The sequence below is a fragment of the Gilliamella sp. Choc4-2 genome, from assembly GCF_001690355.1.
Lineage (GTDB): Bacteria > Pseudomonadota > Gammaproteobacteria > Enterobacterales > Orbaceae > Gilliamella > Gilliamella apicola_A.
This window is the reverse complement of the sequence record NZ_LZHG01000044.1, coordinates 12,147-28,887: the sequence shown is the minus strand read 5'-3', so window position 1 is coordinate 28,887 and position 16,741 is coordinate 12,147. Positions and strand designations below refer to the sequence as shown.

The following is a 16,741-nucleotide window of genomic DNA, read 5'->3' as shown; positions in this document are numbered from 1 at the left end:
AAAATGATTATCATCAATTTCTTCAAATAAATTCTCTTTTAATAACTTTATGGCACGATGTTTGCATTAACTTACCCACCTATCATATTAATGAGAGAAATAATAAATGAAATTACTGACTGTGATAATTAAACCATTTAAGCTAGAAGAAGTAAGAGAATCGCTTTCAAAAATAGGTATAACGGGATTAACTGTTACCGAGGTTAAAGGTTTTGGTCGACAAAAAGGTCATTCAGAACTTTATCGAGGGGCCGAATATAATGTCAATTTTCTACCTAAAGTAAAAATTGACTTAGCTATTAGTGATGAACAACTTGATGAAGCTATTAATATCATTACTACAACCGCTTATACTGGCAAAATTGGCGATGGTAAAATTTTTGTTGCTTCACTTGATCATGTTGTTCGTATTCGTACCGGTGAAACCGATGATTCAGCTTTATAACTGTTGTTAAGGATATAATTATGTTAATAAAATTACTTAGCTTAATAACCCTTGTTTTACTAACAGTTCCTGCTTTTGCTGAAGAAGTGACAATATCTGATAAAGCGGATAATGGCTTTATGATGATTTCTACTGTACTAGTCTTATTCATGTCATTCCCTGGAATTGCATTATTTTATGGAGGGCTGTTGCGTTCAAAAAATGTGTTATCGATATTATCACAAGTATTAGTGACATTTTCTTTGATTGCAGTGTTATGGATTATTTATGGTTATTCGCTTACCTTTGGTGAAGGAAACTGGTTTTTTGGTAACTTTCAGCATATCTTATTGATGGGTATTGGTATTTCAGATCTGTCAGGTTCAATTTATGAATTTATTTGGATTGCATTTCAAGGATCATTTGCATGTATTACTTGTTGTTTAATTTTAGGAGCATGTGCCGAGCGAATTCGATTTTCAGCCGTAATCATTTTTATGGTGCTATGGTTCACTTTTTCTTATATTCCAATAGCTCATATGATTTGGGGTGGTGGTATTCTTTGTGATGAGGGAGCGTTAGATTTTGCTGGTGGTACTGTAGTGCATATTAATGCGGCAATTGCTGGGTTAGTAGGAGCTTATCTATTGAAAAATAGAATTGGTTTTAACCGCGAACCATTAAGACCATTCAATTTACCATATGTGTATCTTGGTGCTGCTATTCTTTATATTGGTTGGTTTGGTTTCAATGCAGGCTCATCAACGCATGCGGATGAAATTGCAGGATTAGCGTTTATTAATACGATAGCTGCTACAGCTGCTGCAGTTCTAGCTTGGTTATTAGCTGAATGGATATTACGAGGCAAGCCATCATGTCTTGGAGCAGTATCTGGTGTGATAGCCGGGTTAGTTGGAATAACACCTGCTGCTGGTTTTGTTGGAGTAGGGGGGGCACTATTAATAGGTATTATTTCTGGTTTTTCAGGGGTTTGGGGGGTATCTTCATTAAAAAGAGCTTTGAAAGTTGATGATACCTGTGATGTATTTGGTGTACATGGGGTCTGTGGTATTGTCGGTTGCCTATTAACAGGTGTTTTTACTTCAGATATTTTTGGGGGAATAGGATACGCTGAAGGTGTCACAATAATAAGCCAAGTTGGTATTCAATTAATAAGTGTGATTACGTGTGTTGTTTGGACCACTGTTGTATCATTCTTTGCTTATAAAATCGCTGATTTATGTGTTGGATTGAGAGTTTCTGAAGAATATGAAAGTGAAGGTTTAGATATCAACTGTCATGGTGAAAGAGCATTTAATAGTTAGTTGGGATTTAATAGCCAGTTGGGAATAAAGTTAATATTTCCTATTTTTAATAAACCTATTAATTTCAAAAAATTATCTACAGAGAGCCATCCCTGTAGATAATTATTTATTATTAAGGGACCATTACTTAATCATCCCAAAGCATTATCGCATTATCTTCAGTTAAGATTAAAGGTGGCGCAAAAAGGTGCTCCTTTATTTTTGTTGGCATAACATTAACATCATTTAAATCAAGCTTGACATCAGGATAAATCTTAGCCATTTCTTTTAAACGTGTACCAAGTAATTTCTTTACTTTATTTGATTCTTTAGCCAAAGCTATATCATCTTTTAACATTCCAATTTGTTTTTCATGATGTTCCGATTCAAATACTTCACCAAATATGAAAGAAAATTCCTTATTATTACGAAAAGTATTTTTTTCGTTATACTCTTTTTCTTTATATTCAGTATGATGCAATTTAAGCTCCTTAATACGTAATGCAATAATATCATCAATACGATCAGGATAATCTAATTTTGTTTCTAAATAGCTTAAGGTTTTTTGTTTAGCTACTGATTCACTCCTTTGTACTAAGGTAAATAATGGTTTTTTATGTGTCTTCATTTTATAATTTCCTTTTTATTTCAGGACAATAATATAACGATGTATCGGACAATTAAAAAAAAAACGATTGTTGCTTGTTTTCTAACAACGCTTTAAGTTATCAGTATAAAAATGAATAAAATTCTTCAATTTTATTATTATTTTTTAAAATTTAATTAAATAATATCTTGTTTGTCGATTACCAAAATACTATTTAAATTATATTTAAAAACACTTAATACTTTAGATACTAAATATTTCCAAAATTAAGGTATTTGCACATTTCCTCTTTGGGAACCATTCCCCCTCCTGTTGCCCATACTAGGTGTGTTGCATTTTTTAACGCTTTTAATGAAATTTGAAAACGATCTAAATAAGACTGGTTTTCTTCTACTAGGAACGGTCCTAACATTCCAGCAAGAGCAGAAGGTTCTAATTGAATATGCTCTTGTTTATTCAACAAGCTGAGTAAATCATACATATGTTGATCGGAAATGGTATAGTAACCATCAAGTAACCTTTCCATAGCGCGACCAACAAAGCCTGAGGGTCTGCCTACTGCTAAGCCGTCAGCAGCGGTGATATTATCAATACCAATATCTTGTACCGAAATATTATCGTGTAAGCCCGTGTAAACGCCTAAAAACATGCAAGGTGAATGGGTTGGTTCGGCGAAGATACAGTGTACATTATCGCCAAAAGCGAGTTTTAATCCAAATGCAACGCCTCCTGGACCACCACCAACACCACAAGGTAGATAAACAAATAATGGATGCTCATTATCTACTTTGACATTTAATTTTTTAAATTGTTCCCTAACACGTTGACCTGCGACAGAATAGCCTAAAAAAAGTGTTTTAGAATTTTCGTCATCGATAAAAAAACAATTTGGATCAGATTGTGCAGCTTTACGGCCTTGCTCAACAGCAAAACCATAATCTTGCTGATACTCAATAACCGTTACATGATGAGAGCGCAAATTCTGTTTTTTCCATTCACATGCATTGGCAGACATATGAACGGTCACTTTAAAGCCTAATTTGGCACTTATAATTCCGATAGATAGGCCTAAGTTTCCAGTCGAACCCACAGCAATACTGTATTGACTAAAAAAATATCTAAATTTATCTGAAAATAATTGGCTATAGTCATCGTTTTTTGTTAATAAGCCATGCTCAAAAGCTAGTTTTTCAGCATGAGTGAGTACTTCATAAATTCCACCTCGTGCCTTGATCGAACCAGAAATGGGCAAATGGCTGTCTTTTTTAAGTAATAAATTACCCATAAGTTTTGTTTGATGACGTTTTTCAAGTGCAATTTTCATTTTTGGAATCATCACAATTTCAGACTCAATGATCCCTTTCATTTCGGCAGTTTCTGGAAATGCTTTACTTAAGTATGGAGCAAATCGTTGTAATCTTTGGCTTGCATCTTCAACATCATCTTTTGTAAGCGTAACATAGGGTAATGCCTCTTTTAATGTGGTCACCTTTGGGTTAAACCAAATAGTTTCCTCCAATTTCATCAATTGATCTATTAAAGGATATTGCTGTTTTAAGTTTTTAATGTCTAAAGCTTTCATAATTTCCTTCTTAAAATTATTTTATATAACGTAAGATAATAAAAAAGTACTTGCTAAGGAGATCAATGAGGCAATGAAAGTAGCTGAAGTGTAATATTTAAATATTTCATTCAATGATGCACCACAATATTGCTTAACTAACCAAAATAGTGAATCGGTAACAATAGTACAACCTATAGCGCCAGAGCCTATAGCCAATGTTATAATTTCAGGACTAATATCAGGATAAAGTGGAAGCATAGGTGAAACAATCGCAGTCGCTCCCATCATAGCTACAGTGGCTGAGCCAACAGCTGCATGTAAGATAATTGCGACCAACCAAGCTAATAAAATAGGATGTATATCTAAGTGGGATAAAATATTAGCTAGACCATCACTTAATCCACTTTCTTTTAGAATTGCATTAAATGCACCTCCAGCACCAATGATTAATAAGATGTTAGCGATAGATGAAAAACAATCTTCTGTCTTGGTTAATAGTACTGACATTCCCATATTGCGGCGATGCCCTAAAGTATAATAGGCAAAAAAAGCACCGATAAACATGGCAGTTATAGGATTGCCAATAAATTCTAAAATACCGTATATAGAACTCGATTTATCAATATTAAGTTCAGCAGTTGTTTTTATTAGCATTAAAATAATCGGTAGCAAAACCGTTAAAAGAGTTGTGCCTAACGATGGGAGTTCCTCTTCAGCCTTTACACGCATGCGAGCAAATTCTGTAGGTACAGGTTTAAAAGGTATTTTGTTTTTAATGATTTTTAAAAAAATAGGCCCACCAATTAGTGAAGCAGTAAGACCGATCGCTAAACCCAAAATAATAACTGTACCCATATCAGCACCTAATGCATTAGTTACGTACAGTGCAGCAGGATGTGGCGGCACTATACAATGAACAGCCATTAGAGCCGTACAAAGTGGGATTGCTAATGTTAATAAAGATGTTTTTGTTTTTTTTGCAATAGAAAAAGCTAAAGGAATCAGTAAAACAACTCCGACTTCGACAAAAAGAGTGATTCCGCACACTAAACCAACTAATACCATAATAACTTCAGGCGATAACCAACGAAATTTTTGTAAGGCTATTCCTATTCTTTCTGCTGCACCTGAAATTTCCATCATTTTGCCAAGAATTGTCCCTAGCCCAATGACAGCTGCTAAGAAACTTAATGTATTACCAATGCCATCTTCGATAGCAGAGATTATTTTTAAAGGAGGCATATTCATTAACGCTCCAACATAAAAGCTAGCAAGTAACAGGGCTAAAAAAGGGTGTAACTTACATTTCACGATTGAAATAACAATTAATATAATACTTGAGACTAATACACAAATAATCCAAAATTGGAAATTCATTTTTATCTACTCCTCTGTTATGTTTTATAATTATCAATATTATTAAATGTTTTTAGTTATTATTTGACAAATGATAAATAAACAACTTAACATGAATTAAATTTGTACAAAAAAATGATTTAAATCAAATAATGCGTTATTTCAAATAGTTGTATTCGTTTTTAATGTTTAGAAATGTAAATTGCCGTTAGTAGTACTGTTGAAGTCGTAAAACGAAACGCAGGAGGAATTACTGATGTATGATGAAGAAAGTTATTTGGCTAAAAATCGTGTAATTAACCGTTATCAATTAGCTAAACTATATACTTTTGAGTCTGCTGCTCGCCATTTGTCTTTTGCATTAACTGCTGAAGAACTTTGTATTAGTCCAAGTGCAGTTAGTCATCAGATTATTAAGTTAGAAGAAGAACTTGGTTTCAAATTATTTAAACGGTTTCATCGAAGGATAGAGCTTACTTTTGATGGCAAAAATTTATTTGATGTTGTAAAAAAATTGCTTAAACAATTAAATCAGGAAATCCTAGAAATAACCAATCAAGAAATCTCTGGTACACTAACAATTTACGCGCGGCCTTCCTTAACTCAGAGTTGGTTAGTGCCTAAATTATCGCAGTTCAATCGACAATATCCTTATATAACACTCAATATTTTGTCAGGCAATGAAATTATAAATTTTAATCGATATCGCATTGATTTAGCTATTTACTATGACGATCATAAGCATGATGAACTAATTTACGATTACCTAATGAATGAAACAATTACTCCTGTTTGTAGCCCATATTATGCTGAAAAACATAATTTATATCGCAATCCTAATAATTTAAAAAACTGTACTTTATTGCATGATAGCCAGGCTTGGGGATATGATTCAAGTTTTGATGAGTGGATAACTTGGGCAAATAATTTTTCATTATCTTTTGATTTTAATAATATTGCTAAAATGACATTTGATAGAAGTGATTTAGCTAGTGAAGCTGCGATATATAATGTTGGGGTAGCTATGGGACGAAAACAATTAATTGATAAATATCTTGAAAATGGCGATCTTATAACTCCTTTTCCTGAAATGAAAAAACAATGTAAACAGCATTATTATGTATTAAGGCCACAAGCAAAATATAATCCAAAAGCAGATATTTTTGTTAAATGGCTAAAAAAATATGTCTAATTTATCGTATAACTAAATAAGTATATTTTTTCCTGGAAATGGATAGAGAGCTTTTGTTGTATGACTATTAGGTTAAGATATTTTTTTAATAGTGCGGCAATAGCCGCACCAGAAATCGCTAAAGTTAATCATGTGGATTTTTTTAAATGTTTTAGGTTTGATAGGGTAATTGCTAACATGATTATTATAACACCTACCCATTCATTAAATAGCACTGGCTCTTTTAAATAAAAATAAGAACATGTTACTGCTATAGGCAATTCTGCTGTGGATAATATGGCGCTTAACGAAATCCCGATTTTCGGCATCCCTACTGAAAATAAAAATGGAGGTAAAACGGTACCAAGCAATGAGAGTAAAAATCCGAGTTGATAGAGTTGGTCATCAATAGGCAATTTAAAGAAAAATAATGGTGGAAAAATTAAAAAGGTTATGATACATGCACCGGTTATCATTAAGGCACTTTTTTCTAGTTTTGGTAAATCGTTTCCGATATTGCTACTCGTTATAATAAATAACGAGTACATTAGTGCAGCTAAAAAACCGAAGAAACAGCCTGTTAAGTTTAAATGAATATCTTGATTAAAAATTCCTGTAGATAAGCAACTACCTATGATAATCATAGAGATAGTGAAAAGTTGAATTATTGTTGGTTTATTTTTAAAAACAACGAAATCGATAATGACGCTAAGCCATAAATATTGCATCAATAAAACAATTGCAATCGACGCAGGTACTAACTGCACGCATTGATAATAGCATATTCCTACCAATCCAGGAAATATCCCAACACTACAAACTTTCCATTTTTTAGTGAGCGGTTTTTTTGTCGATTGATCTATTTTTGTTTTACTAATTTTTTTAACAAATAAGTGAATACTCCATAAAATAATCATACCTAAAAAACATTGGATGCCTGTGACCTCACCAAGGGAATAGCCTGCCTTATAAGCAGTTTTTACAATCGAAGATAGTACGCCAAAACTACAAGCACCTAAAAATACTAAAAAGCTACCTAAAAATTTTTCTTTCATATTTAAATCTCAAAATTTAAAAAATTACTTTATTGATAATAATCAATATACAAGATAGTAAGAAATCACAGGTATAATTCTGTGAGTATTTTTGTGGAAAATTATAAATTAATCAGAACAAAATGAAAGGAATTATCTTATAATGCATTATATTGTATATAATAAATTATTCCATTATAAAATATAATTTATTACGGATATAGTTAAATGATTAATAAGAATTAATAATTAATACTAGTGTGTAATTTAAAGAATTAACCATGTGGGTTGACAATTCCTGTCTTCTCTTTGTGTGTATATTAACCTATAGAGCATTTATAATTGAAATTAAATAAGCACTAAAACATTGATCATAGACATAAATAGGTCTTGTGTATTTGTTTGAATAGTTGCTCTTTTTTTTACAAAAATCAATCCAAAGATATTATGGAAATCTATCTCTCTAAATCTAAACGAGAAAGCTAAGATTATTTTTGATTTTTATTAAAATTAATATGAATTAGCGTTAAATTGTAAACGTCTAATATAAGAAGTGTCGTACAAATGACATAAAGTAGTTCTAGCTTAATTAGCTTTTTATCCACATTACCACAATAACAATTGTTGTGCCAAATACTCTATCCTTTGATAAAACTGTTATAGTATTGAATTTGTGTTTATCCAAACAGTGATAGTGTATAGAATTGGATAAAGCGATAATTTGTATGAATGCTAAAGATTGCGTCATATTCTTCAAAATACAAAATAAAATAACAATAAGCAATCAATTAATTAATACGATCAGTTCCTGTATAAATAACGCCTTTATCTCCTCTAAAAAATCCAATTAACGTTATATTTGTTTGTTTAGCCATATCAACAGCCATTGATGTTGCCGCCGAAACAGCCAGTATAATTTCGATACCACAACTGGCTGTCTTCTGCACCATTTCATAGCTAGCTCTACTAGAAACAAGCACAACTCCATGTTGATATTCCAAATTCTTTTGTAATTTAATGGCTCTAAACCCCAATAACTTATCTAATGCAACGTGCCTACCTACATCTTCAAATCCTGCAAGGAAGTTACCTTTTAAATCAAGCCATACTGCGGCGTGTGTGCAGCCAGTTTTATTTCCTACTAGCTGTACTTTCCTAAGATGAGATAAACTATGATTAAAATCAGAAAGAACAATGTGGTCATTTATTGGAATACTGGGCAAAATTTGGCAAACCTGATCAATTTGTTCCGAACCACATATTCCGCAGCCTGTTCTTCCCGTAAGATTTCTACGTTTTTGTTTAAGTTCGCTAAATCGCCTTGATGATAGTTCAATATGGACCTCAATCCCTTTTGAAGTATCCATAATATCAATACTATAAATTTCATTCACGTTTTGGATAATTTTTTCCGTTAGTGAAAAACCTATAGCAAAATAGTTGAGATCTTTCGGTGTCGCCATCATAACTACATGTGATATGCCGTTATAAATTAATGCTACTGGTTTTTCGATAGCGATAATATCTTCCTGCGAATTGAAAAAATCCCTATCTTTAAATTTTTTGACTGAAATCTTTTTAATACCAATGGTCATGGTTTTCTCTTATGATTTATTTTGTTGATTTAATAGGTTAGTTCAGAGCTACGAATGTTAATAAACTATGATTAGTATTCGTTATTTATATTTTGTAAGGTTCTGACGATAGTTTGTTCGTGTTGACCAATATGTCGATTATTATGTTAAAATAATCAGTAATAATCAATTATATTATTATCAATATATATTATGTCATTACATGAAATTACCAATGCAATTATACAATTTATTGAAAATCATCAGGTATGGGCTTTGCCAATTATTTTTTTGTTAGCATTTGGTGAGTCGCTTGCCATTATTTCATTATTACTTCCTGCTACCGCCATTTTACTTGGTTCAGGCGCTTTGATTGGTTCTGGAGCTATTTCATTTGTACCTGTTTTAATAGCAGCTTCGTTGGGTGCTGCTATTGGTGATTTTGTTTCTTATTGGTTAGGAAAATACTATCACCAACAGGTTATTTCTTCTTGGCCTTTGAATAAACACCCAAAATTGATTTATCGTGCAGAGCAGTTTTTTATGCGTTACGGAATATTTGGCGTATTTATTGGCCGTTTTTTTGGACCTTTGCGTGCAATTGTTCCTTTGGTTGCTGGCACAATGCATATGCCAGCAATCAAGTTTAATGTAGCTAATGTTGTTTCAGCTCCTATTTGGGCATTTGTATTATTAGCTCCAGGCGCATTTGGGGTTCCTTTCTTAGAAACTCTTTTCGGTTAAATTGTTCCTACAGTATAACTACGACGCCCACTTTTACGCCCAAGCGCTTCTAAATTAGTTTGTAAAGGAGGGAATGGTAAAGTTAAATTGTTCTTGCGATATGCTTCAAGTATTAACTTATGAATTGCACTACGTAAAAGCATTCTATGATTCATTTCAGCGGCAAAGACGCGTAATTCAAATAACTGGATGCCTTCTTGAATATCGACTAAAAACACTTGAGGTTCCGGATCACTAAGCACATATTCACATTCATTAGAAGCTTGTTGTAATAATTTAATAACCAGATCACTATCTGCATCAATTGTTGCTGGAATGGTTAGTACAATACGTGTAATAGAATCAGATAAAGACCAATTAACTAATTGCTCAGTAATAAAGGCTTTATTCGGCATTACAATTTCTTTACGATCCCAATCAACAATAGTGATTGCTCGTGTATTGATTTTCGCAATACTTCCCGTAAGCTCACGAATCGTCACAGTATCGCCAATACGGACAGGTTTTTCAAATAAAATAATCAATCCAGAAATAAAATTTGCAAAAATTTCTTGCAAACCAAATCCTAGACCAACACCTAATGCAGCAATTAACCATTGAATTTTTGACCAATCTATACCTATAAATGAAAATGCAATCATTGATCCGATCATTAAAATAATATATTTGGATATTGTAGAAATTGCATAGCCAGTACCTGGTGCTAAATCTAAGTGTTGTAAAATGCCTAGCTCTAATAAAGCAGGTAAATTTTTAACTAACTGAATAGTAATAGTCATTACTAAAATCGCAATGCACACCGCACCAAGAGTAATATACTGTTCTATTTCGGCACCGTTGACGATAGTATTGGTTCCCCAAAGTTTAATATTATTCATAAAAGCAAAGGCTGAATGTAATTCTGACCAGAGTAAAATCATACTAATTAATGCAATTAACATAATTATGGATCGCATTAAATGTAGAGATTGGGCACTAATAGCATCTAAATCTATGACTGGTTCATCGAGATTTTCATTGGTTGAATTATCGTCTTCTTGAATTTTTGCTCGTTGCATACGTTCCAGACGGCGTTGCTTTGTTCGTTCAAATTCAATACGACGTTTTTGGATCCACATCCAGCGACGAACCATAAAATAGATAACTAATAAGCCGAACCAAATGATCACAGATGCTTCAAGACGTCCTAATAATACTTGAGCTGTGGATAAATAGCCTAAGCATGCAGCAATAATGGCCAACCACGGTGCACTTAGTAAAATAAACCATAAAATATGGCTTAAAAGATTATCCCCGGTTCCTTTTTTGTCAATAAATAAAGGTACTCCAGCACGGTGAATAGAATTGGTCATAAATACTAATGCAAAGCAAAGCAGAATAAAAGCAGAACGCCCAATTGTTGCGGCAAATTGCCGATTACTAAACTGATCAAAACTCATTACGATCATAACAAGTGGGATCACTAGCCATACTGAAAGTTGATAGTATTTCATTGCAGCACGAACATTTTTTGCCAACCAACCAAAATGAGTGATAAATAAGCCATTTGGGGCCGCAAAATGCGAAGTTATAATAAAAACCCATAAAATCGGTGCGGCTGCATTAACCCCATAGCCTAATGCGACAGCAACTGGGTAATCCCAATTAATTTGTAAAGTATAACCAAAAACTGCCCATAATATAGGTATAGGCAATGCCATTATTAATGAGAAAATAACGACTTTTAAGGTTAATGAATAGCTATCTTGTGTTACTTTACCTACTCGTATTGCTGATTTATTTAAAAATGTGTTGTACTTGATACGCATTTTTAAATGGGCAAAAACGAAAAACATCGATAATATAAGTAGAAACAATGGTTTTGGTGAACTAAGTGCTTCTAAGCTTGCATTATATAGTTGTGATAATGTGTCGATTGAAAAGATAACATAAACCACATCTTTAGCTAGATTTAGAGGAAAGTTTAATGAAATAGGATTGACATTGGCAACCCAGAAGAAGTAGCGATGAGTGGCGTCATTAATTTCGTCAATTACATTAGTTAATTGTTTATTCGCTATTTTTAATTTTGCAAGTTCAAGAATTGTTGTATCTGTTCCTGAAATTAACGTTTTAAGCAGCTCTGTTTGTTCACGTAGTAAACGTCGGTATTGAGCTGCTTCTTTTGTATTATTAAAAGGAGACTTATTTAAGGAAGGATAGTTGTCTAATGCCGCTAAATTATTTGTGTAGTTAAGCTGTTGTGCTTTTTCTTCAGCAATTTCGGCATCAAGTTCATGCGATTTTGGTTTTTCTGGTAGATGTAAAAGTTGTTGGCGTAATGTTTCGCCAAGAGCAGTTGAAAAACTCAACCATTCTCCTTGTTCATCTAGTGTTGCCAGTGTATTTTGAGCGTGTGAAATTTGCGTGGTAATATTATTTTGTTCATTAATAATGCTAGTCAAATGTGATTTTTGAGAGTCCATGTATTGCCGAAGCTCATCATTTTTATTACTTAACTGGCTAATAAGTAGAGATAATTCCTGTTCATTATTAATGGTTATTGACTCTGCAAAAATTACTGAAGAACAAATCATCAGTACAAAACTTAAAATACCACGCATCCACATAAGGTTAAATCCTTTCGGCTAATATCTGTCCAACTCGAGTAATATCACCGATTTTAATATTTTTAGAAAATTCAATTGAGTTTGAAGCAAATAATGTTATCACCGTTGAGCCCAATTTAAAACTACCCATATCTTGCCCTTTGACGAGTTTTACTTCATCCTTATAATTCCAAGATTTCATAATACCTTCTCGAGGCGGTGTAATTATGCCTTCCCATTGTACTTCAATGCTACCAACTATTGTTGCACCCACTAAAATTTGCGCCATAGGGCCAAGCTCAGTTTCAAACAAGCAAATTACACGTTCGTTACGAGCAAAAATATTGGGAATATTTTCTGTTGTTGCTTTATTAACCGAAAAAAGTGAACCTGGAATATAAATCATTTCACGTAAAATTCCATCGCATGGCATATGAAAACGATGATAATCTTTAGGTGATAAATAGGTTGTTACATAGGTCCCATTTTTGAAAAATTTAATCATTTCAGGATGACAAGCAAGTAGTGATTCTAATGAGTAGGAATGCCCTTTTGCCTGTAATAACTGATTATCTTGAATTAAGCCAAATTGGCTAATCACCCCGTCTGCAGGCATAACTATTATATTATTTGCTGTATTAACTGGTCTTGCTTCTTCTTTTAATTCTCGGGAGAAAAAATCATTAAAAGTCTTGTAATCTGTTGCATTAGTAAGTTTTGCTTCGCTTAAATCTACTTTATACAGTTTACAAAACCCTATGATCATCCATGTTGTAACCTTTCCTAGCTGTTTTTTAGCTAACCAACCGAATATGACAGTTAATAGCTGTTTAGGGAGAAGATACTGAATAATTGTTTTTAGCTGATTTAACATAGATTGCTCTCTAATTATGATAAAAATTGCATCATTATAGCAATATTTACAATGATTGCATTAAAGTTAATCTTAACATGATGAGTAAGTTATTGGTGTTGATTGAGGAACATGAACAATAATTATAGAAGGTTAATAATCTGTTAATAGAACATTTTTTAATATTATGACAAGGAAAAAATATTATATTGAATAATTTATTATTGAAATAGATAAAATCTAATTTGTTAAAAATGCTTATTAAATTGTATTTTTTGAACTATAATATTCAGAAATTATTGATGAAAATTTGATCTACGGTGGGGTTTTAATTTTACTTGCTAAATCAACTCTTAGCTGGGTTTCACGAACATTCTAGATGAGCTTAAACTGAAATCTTCGTTTTTTATGCTGGTATATTTAAGTGTATAAAATTAGTTTTTATTATTTTTAATTAAAGCATCCACAAAAATTACAACTGTTTACAATTTTTAAAGTTTGTTATTAAATGCAAACCAATAAAACTATAAAAAGTATAACAGTAAGGAGAACAATAAAACTAACAATTATTAATACTTAATAAATTGCCTGAACAGCAAATAAAGGAGTTATGTAAAGTAGGCAAATTAAATGATTTAGAATGAAAGGAAATAAACAAAAATTAACTGTTAATGGGTTATAAAGCACCGATACAGAAAAAATGTTTAATAAATTAGAGTCCTAAATCTACAAAAGCGGGATAAAAATAATTAAGGATATTATGTTTTACCTAATAATTTTTTAAGTTATAAGAGATTTATAAATAAAATGGAAAAAAAATATAAAGTTATATCTAGTTTAACATCGCAGCGATGTAGCATTACTTCTGAAATATCACATCATAAAAAATTAAAAGTTAAAAAAATATTGGCACTAGCCACGTTAATGGGTACTTCCTATTTTTCTTATGCTGATTGTTCATCCGATAATAATATTAGGGGAGTTTTTGCAAATAATGGATCTAATTGTACGTTTTCTAATGATGTATATAAAGGTAGCAATATTGTTCGTATAGAAGGTGAAGGTACCGTAGCAACATTTATAGCTAATAAAGTTGAGATGTATAATACTGCAGTAAATGGTACGCATTCTTTGGCAATAGGGGGGGGGAATGGTGGTAATAACATTCCTGGTGGTTCAGCTATATTTGAAGGCAGCTTACAAATTGAGGCTGGAGTCAAAACTTCTCGTGGTATTTATATGGGGGATAGCGGCAATTTACTTATTAAAGGAGATTTATCAATAACTAAAAATTCTGCTAGTGGTGTAACTATTGAAATCGTAGAAAACACCAATAACGCTGTTATTAATGGCACAACCAAACTAACTACAGCAGGAGCAGATGCTATACGTAATGGTGGGAACCTTACATTTAATGGTGATCTTATCATAGAAAATGATCAAACCTCTGGTATTGGGATCCATAATGGTAGAACAAGTGATGGTATTTTGACATTAAACAAAAATACGCAGATTATAACAAAAGGGATGGCTATTAAATTAGATCGAGGGACATTAACAAATAATGGTGTTTTAACTATTGATTCTTTAACTAACGATTCTATGATTGTGTCTGCAGTTTCTCAAGGGGATAGCACAATATTTAACAATAATGGCACAATAAAATCAGATTCAGCTAATGTTGAAAGTATGTTTAGTCATCAATCAGCAGGTACATTAATTGTTAATAATGGTAAATCTGGTGATCTTTCTTTCGAAAAAGGTTTGCTATTTAGCAATACATCAAATGGTACTATCCAAGTTAATAACAAAGGAAAACTTTTAGGGAAAATGGATGCAAATAGTGGTATTATCGATCTTGATAATACTGGTGTATGGCATAGTAATGGTCAATCCAACTTAAATAATGTCATTAATGCTGGTACTATTGAATTCTTGCATAATTCACCAAATGAATTTTATACAATTAATGTTAAAGGCGATTATGTAGGTAAAAGTGGTGTTGTGAAAATGCATACAGTATGGAATGCGCCAGGTAATGAAAATGGAGATAATTCTTTATCAGATACACTAAAAATTGCTGGCTCAGCAACAGGAAACACCAAAATTATTCCAGTATCAGAAAATGGTAAAGAAAATATAATAGATGGTGATGTTAAATATGTCGGAAAAGTGATTAATACTATCCCTGTTGTCTATGTAGCTAATAGTAGTAATGACGCAGTATTTGAAGGTACAGCAAAAACTACTGGTGCTATTGAAGTTCAGTTAGCAAAGCGTATAACAACTACTGGAGATGAATATTTCTGGGTTATGGCTGTTGAAGATCCAAGTGCAAATGGGGGGATAAGCTCAGGTATGACTCCTCAATTTGATTATAATTGGCTTCATTTAGGTTCCAATCCATACTTAAATTCTAAATCTGGAACACTTATTTATGCAGAACCCGTTTCTGGCTATACTTTAATGCCTCGTATTAATTTAGAACAAGGATATTCAAGTATTGCGACTTTAAGGGAACGCCGTGGAAGTTTTTCTTGTTATGATTGTAGCTCAGATGATGATAGCCATACATGGGGACGTTTCTTTGGTAAACACCATAAACAAGATGGAAAAGAACGGTTGAATCTCGACACAAATATTTATGGTTTACAAATTGGGCATGATTTTTTAGCAAATAAAACCAGTAATAATGACCTTTTTTTACTTGGTGCTTATCTATCATATAGTAAAGCAAATACAGACTTCTCAGATAAATATCATGCTAAAAATGGCATTATCATTCGAGATAAAAAAACAGGTGATGGTAAATCTGAAAGCTTTGGCTTAGGTATAACTGGCACTTTTTATACAAATAGTGGTAGCTATATTGATTTAGTTGGTCAGCTCTCTTATTTGAACAACAAATATCATGCACGAAATGGTAATAATTCTGATAGTCAACGTGGTTGGGGAACCGCAATTTCTGCGGAAGTTGGACAATCTTTTGATTTGTACGGTGCTAATTGGTCAATTGAACCTCAAGCACAGTTGATTTACCAATATCTTAAATTAAATAGAGTTAATGATGGTGTTCGCCATATAGATCAAAATGGTCAAGATGGTTTGCGTGGCCGCCTTGGTGTAATGTTGTCCTATAATGATGCTAGTGTAGTGGCTCAACATAAATCTTTTTATGTAATTGGGAATCTATGGCATGACTTTATGAGTTCTGGCGAGACTAATATTGGTCATGACAAAATAAGCGAAAAATTTAATAAAACTTGGGGGGAATTTGGTATTGGAACGCAATTACCTATAGCTCAAAACACAAGTCTATATGGTGATATCCGCTATGAACATAGCTTTAGTAGTGCTAAGCGTCAAAGTTTCTCAGGTAACTTTGGTGTGATGATAAATTGGTAATTATTTAAATTGGCATATTTACCACAAGATTTGCACTCATTTATAAATAAAATGTGTACAAATCTTGTGGTTTTATTTTGAATGAACGATAAATCAGTCAAAAAGTCATTAAGTTAA

Annotated in this window: 11 protein-coding genes and 1 pseudogene; 5 read left to right on the top strand and 7 right to left on the bottom strand. The window is 32.5% G+C overall.

From position 1 onward, the window contains the following. Window positions 1-106 precede the first annotated feature (106 nt). Both glnK and amtB read left to right on the top strand, forming a co-directional pair. The gene (gene glnK, locus A9G34_RS06380) at window positions 107-445 is read left to right on the top strand and encodes a P-II family nitrogen regulator (protein WP_034943312.1); all 339 of its coding nucleotides are present in this window, start codon (window positions 107-109) and stop codon (window positions 443-445) included. Window positions 446-465: 20 nt separating this feature from the next. Further along, the gene (gene amtB / locus A9G34_RS06375) at window positions 466-1,749 is read left to right on the top strand and encodes an ammonium transporter AmtB (RefSeq protein ID WP_065569228.1); all 1,284 of its coding nucleotides are present in this window, start codon (window positions 466-468) and stop codon (window positions 1,747-1,749) included. 127 nt (window positions 1,750-1,876) lie between these two features. Here amtB and A9G34_RS06370 read toward each other — a convergent pair whose 3' ends face one another. From A9G34_RS06370 to dsdX, 3 genes are all read right to left on the bottom strand, one after another. Beyond that, entirely contained in the window at window positions 1,877-2,356 is a 480-nt protein-coding gene (locus A9G34_RS06370) for a hypothetical protein (protein WP_034943308.1), read from the bottom strand. 229 nt (window positions 2,357-2,585) lie between these two features. Further along, entirely contained in the window at window positions 2,586-3,917 is a 1,332-nt protein-coding gene (locus A9G34_RS06365; RefSeq protein ID WP_065569227.1) for a D-serine ammonia-lyase, read from the bottom strand. A gap of 21 nt (window positions 3,918-3,938) precedes the next feature. Next, window positions 3,939-5,276, bottom strand: a complete 1,338-nt coding sequence (gene dsdX, locus A9G34_RS06360; RefSeq protein WP_065569226.1) for a D-serine transporter DsdX — start codon at window positions 5,274-5,276, stop codon at window positions 3,939-3,941. Between the two features lie 235 nt (window positions 5,277-5,511). Here dsdX and dsdC point away from each other — a divergent pair, with 235 nt between their 5' ends. Further along, entirely contained in the window at window positions 5,512-6,447 is a 936-nt protein-coding gene (gene dsdC, locus A9G34_RS06355) for a DNA-binding transcriptional regulator DsdC (RefSeq protein WP_065569225.1), read from the top strand. A 128-nt stretch (window positions 6,448-6,575) separates the two neighbouring features. Here the strand turns inward: dsdC and A9G34_RS06350 are convergent, their stop codons facing one another. Both A9G34_RS06350 and fdhD read right to left on the bottom strand, forming a co-directional pair. Next, window positions 6,576-7,481 (bottom strand): EamA family transporter, encoded by a 906-nt coding sequence (locus A9G34_RS06350; protein ID WP_034943300.1) that lies wholly within the window; start codon window positions 7,479-7,481, stop codon window positions 6,576-6,578. Between the two features lie 767 nt (window positions 7,482-8,248). Continuing rightward, window positions 8,249-9,055 (bottom strand): formate dehydrogenase accessory sulfurtransferase FdhD, encoded by an 807-nt coding sequence (fdhD, locus tag A9G34_RS06345; RefSeq protein ID WP_034943298.1) that lies wholly within the window; start codon window positions 9,053-9,055, stop codon window positions 8,249-8,251. Between the two features lie 192 nt (window positions 9,056-9,247). Between fdhD and A9G34_RS06340 the strand changes: the two genes are divergently transcribed. Then, window positions 9,248-9,778 carry a DedA family protein gene (locus A9G34_RS06340; RefSeq protein ID WP_034943296.1) on the top strand — a complete coding sequence of 177 codons (531 nt, stop codon included), beginning with the start codon at window positions 9,248-9,250 and terminating at the stop codon, window positions 9,776-9,778. Here A9G34_RS06340 and mscM read toward each other — a convergent pair. Together mscM and asd are read right to left on the bottom strand one after the other, a co-directional pair. Further along, on the bottom strand, window positions 9,775-12,387 hold the full coding sequence (mscM, locus tag A9G34_RS06335; protein WP_065569224.1) for a miniconductance mechanosensitive channel MscM: 2,613 nt from the start codon (window positions 12,385-12,387) through the stop codon (window positions 9,775-9,777). The genes A9G34_RS06340 and mscM overlap by 4 nt on opposite strands. 16 nt (window positions 12,388-12,403) lie before the next feature. Beyond that, a pseudogene (asd, locus tag A9G34_RS06330) lies at window positions 12,404-13,240 on the bottom strand (archaetidylserine decarboxylase); the annotation flags it as partial. 786 nt (window positions 13,241-14,026) lie between these two features. Here asd and A9G34_RS06325 point away from each other — a divergent pair. Beyond that, on the top strand, window positions 14,027-16,624 hold the full coding sequence (locus A9G34_RS06325) for an autotransporter family protein (RefSeq protein WP_065569222.1): 2,598 nt from the start codon (window positions 14,027-14,029) through the stop codon (window positions 16,622-16,624). Window positions 16,625-16,741 lie beyond the last annotated feature (117 nt).